Annotated in this window: 4 protein-coding genes; all 4 read left to right on the top strand. The window is 32.9% G+C overall.

Annotated features, from left to right (window positions below; translation table 11 throughout):
- Positions 1–72 precede the first annotated feature (72 nt).
- On the top strand, positions 73–936 hold the full coding sequence (locus ACH5BH_RS14430; RefSeq protein WP_423298833.1) for a flagellin N-terminal helical domain-containing protein: 864 nt from the start codon (positions 73–75) through the stop codon (positions 934–936).
- A gap of 194 nt (positions 937–1,130) precedes the next feature.
- Positions 1,131–1,991, top strand: a complete 861-nt coding sequence (locus ACH5BH_RS14425; RefSeq protein WP_423298832.1) for a flagellin — start codon at positions 1,131–1,133, stop codon at positions 1,989–1,991.
- A 162-nt stretch (positions 1,992–2,153) separates the two neighbouring features.
- Positions 2,154–3,011: a flagellin N-terminal helical domain-containing protein gene (locus ACH5BH_RS14420; protein WP_423298831.1), complete on the top strand. Its 858-nt coding sequence runs from the start codon at positions 2,154–2,156 to the stop codon at positions 3,009–3,011.
- Between the two features lie 129 nt (positions 3,012–3,140).
- Positions 3,141–3,560, top strand: a 420-nt coding sequence (locus ACH5BH_RS14415) for a flagellin N-terminal helical domain-containing protein (RefSeq protein ID WP_490372061.1), incomplete at its 3' end; no start/stop codon positions are given.

Here is a 3,560-nt window from a genome sequence, read left to right as displayed (position 1 = left end):
TATGCTTGGTAATACAAGAATGTTTCAAGGCTCCCGTGTCAGGGTAAATCTTTTATCATAAAAGGATTTATTATGAGAATTAATACAAATGTTGCCTCTCTAAATTCTATGGAGAGTGCTGCGAATACGCAGAATAACTTAAGAAACTCGTTAGAGAAATTAAGTTCAGGGTTAAGAATTAATAAAGCTAGTGATGATGCTTCTGGTTTAGCTATTGCTGATAAACTTAGAACTCAAGCTAACTCTATTGGTCAATCAATTTCAAATGGTAACTCTGCTGTTGCTTTAACACAAATCGCTGATAAAGCTATGGCTGAACAGTCTAATATTTTAGATATTGTTAAAACTAAACTTATCCAAGCTGGTACTGATACTACTTCGCAAGAAGGTAGAGAAGCTATTGGTAAAGATATTGATAAATTGTTAGATCAGTTAAATAATATTGCTAAACAAACAAATTATAATGGTACAACATTATTACAAGCAAATGCAACGATAAGTGGAGCATCAGCAACTTCATTAACGTTCCAAATGGGTGAAACAGCTAGTGATACGATTACAACTACAGCAGGTGTAAGATCTAATGCTTCTGGGCTTGGACTTACTGCATTAAAATCTGCTGCAGCAAGTGGTACATCAGCAGCGTTTGATGCTGGAGATGCTAGAGGATATATGGCAACTATTGATACAGCTTTAAATACTCTAAATGGATGGAGAGCGGACTTTGGTTCTACTCAAAACCAATTAGAATCAGCTGTTAGAAACCAAATGACTCAGCAAACTAATATTAAAGCTGCTGAATCTGTTATTAGAGATGTTGATTATGCTGCTGAAAGCGCTAATTTCAACAAACAAAATATTATTGCACAAGCTGGTACTTATGCTATGAGTCAGTCGAATGCTACGCAACAAAATGTTTTAAGATTACTTCAATAGAAGTAGTCTTAAACATTATAAAATAGTATAAAAATGTTTATTTCAAAGGTAGATATTTTTATATTATTTTAATTAATAATATAAGTAGGTATCAATGGATTCCGAAGAGGTAAAACCTCTATGCTCATTTAGGTGAGAATGTTTTAGGCTCCCGTGTCAGGGTAAATCTTTTTATCTCAAAAAAAGGATTTATTATGAGAATCAATACAAATATTGCTTCTATGCAAGCGCATGAAGCAGCAAGAAACACTAGTAATAATTTAAGTAGTTCCCTAGAAAAATTAAGTTCAGGGTTAAGAATCAATAAAGCAAGTGATGATGCTTCTGGTTTATCTATTGCTGATAAACTTAGAACTCAAGCTAGTTCAATTGGTCAATCAATTTCAAATGGTAACTCTGCTGTTGCTTTAACACAAATCGCTGATAAAGCTATGGCTGAACAGTCTAATATTTTAGATATTGTTAAAACTAAACTTATCCAAGCTGCTACAGACACTACTTCAAATGAAGGTAGAAAAGCTATTGGTAAAGATATTGATAAATTATTAGATCAATTAAATAATATTGCAAAACAAACAAATTATAATGGTACAACATTATTACAAGCAACTGCAACAAGTACATCTTCTGCGGGTAAATTAACATTCCAAATGGGAGAAACAGCTACTGATCTTATAGAAACAGCTTCTGGTGTTGCTTCAAATACATCTGGTTTAGCAATTGATGATATACAATCTGCTGTTGCCACAGGTTTATCTGCTGACTTTAATGCAACTGCTGCTAGAGGCTTTTTAGATGATATAGATACAGCTTTAAATACTCTAAATGGATGGAGAGCAGACTTCGGTTCTACTCAAAACCAATTAGAATCAGCTATTAGAAACCAAATGACTCAGCAAACTAATATTAAAGCTGCTGAATCTGTTATTAGAGATGTTGATTATGCTGCTGAAAGTGCTAATTTCAACAAACAAAATATTATTGCACAAGCTGGTACTTATGCTATGAGTCAAGCTAACGCTGTTCAACAAAATGTTACAAGATTATTACAATAATTAAATTTAGTGATTAAGTATTGATATTTGGGATAAGAGATTGAAACAAATAATTTAGGGATCAATGGATTCCGAAGAAGTCTTTGCTTCTATGCTTGGTAATACAAGAATGTTTCAAGGCTCCCGTGTCAGGGTAAATCTTTTATCATAAAAGGATTTATTATGAGAATTAATACAAATGTTGCCTCTCTAAATTCTATGGAGAGTGCAACTAATACGCAAAATAACTTAAGAAACTCGTTAGAGAAATTAAGTTCAGGGTTAAGAATTAATAAAGCTAGTGATGATGCTTCTGGTTTAGCTATTGCTGATAAACTTAGAACTCAAGCTAGTTCAATTGGTCAATCAATTTCAAATGGTAACTCTGCTGTTGCTTTAACACAAATTGCTGATAAAGCTATGGCTGAACAGTCTAATATTTTAGATATTGTTAAAACTAAACTTATCCAAGCTGGTACTGATACTACTTCGCAAGAAGGTAGAGAAGCTATTGGTAAAGATATTGATAAATTGTTAGATCAGTTATCAAAAATTGCTGAGCAAACAAATTATAATGGTACAAAATTATTACAAGGTGCTACATCAGCTGCTGCAGGTACTGCTTTAACCTTCCAAATGGGTGAAACTAGTACTGATACTATTGAAACAACTGCTGGTGTTCAAGCTACAGTTACAGGGTTAACATTAACTAACCTAAAAACTGCAGCTGCAACAGGTACATCAGCTGCATTTGGTGCATCTGCAGCTAGAAGTTCATTAGCTGTAGTAGATAGTGCATTAAATACTCTAAATGGATGGAGAGCAGACTTCGGTTCTACTCAAAACCAATTAGAATCAGCTATTAGAAACCAAATGACTCAGCAAACTAATATTAGAGCTGCTGAATCTGTTATTAGAGATGTTGATTATGCTGCTGAAAGCGCTAATTTCAACAAACAAAATATTATTGCACAAGCTGGTACTTATGCTATGAGTCAGTCGAATGCTACGCAACAAAATGTTTTAAGATTACTTCAATAGAAGTAGTCTTAAACATACTATTTAAATAGGTAGAATTAATACCGAAGAGGAAAAACCTCTATGCTCATCTAGGTGAGAATGTCTTAAGGCTCCCGTGTCAGGGTAAATCTTTAATAAAAAGGATTTATTATGAGAATTAATACAAATATTGCTTCCCTAAATGCAAGAGAAGCTAATACAAATACAAATAAAAATTTAACAAATTCATTAGAAAAACTTTCTTCTGGTTTAAGAATTAATAAAGCAAGTGATGATGCTTCTGGACTTGCTATTGCTGATAAACTTAGAACTCAAGCTAGTTCATTAAGTCAATCAATTTCAAATGGTAACTCCGCTGTTGCTTTAACACAAATCGCTGATAAAGCTATGGCTGAGCAGTCTAATATTTTAGATATTGTTAAAACTAAACTTATCCAAGCTGGTACTGATACTACTTCTGATGAAGGTAGAAAAGCTATTGGTAAAGATATTTCTAAACTATTAAGCCAGTTAAATAATATTGCTGAACAAACAAATTATAATGGTACTAAACTTTTAGAAGGTGCTAAC

Origin of the sequence: Arcobacter rhizosphaerae (assembly GCF_049472155.1) — a bacterium.
GTDB lineage: Bacteria > Campylobacterota > Campylobacteria > Campylobacterales > Arcobacteraceae > Arcobacter_B.
The sequence above is the reverse complement of the archived record's forward strand: the minus strand, read 5'-3'. Positions and strand labels throughout refer to the sequence as shown.

What these genes read in the sequence shown, in the direction of transcription:
- ACH5BH_RS14430 (WP_423298833.1), top strand. Translation starts at nt 73, where the DNA reads ATGAGAATTAATACAAATGTTGCCTCTCTAAATTCTATGGAGAGTGCT.
- ACH5BH_RS14425 (WP_423298832.1), top strand. Translation starts at nt 1,131, where the DNA reads ATGAGAATCAATACAAATATTGCTTCTATGCAAGCGCATGAAGCAGCA.
- ACH5BH_RS14420 (WP_423298831.1), top strand. Translation starts at nt 2,154, where the DNA reads ATGAGAATTAATACAAATGTTGCCTCTCTAAATTCTATGGAGAGTGCA.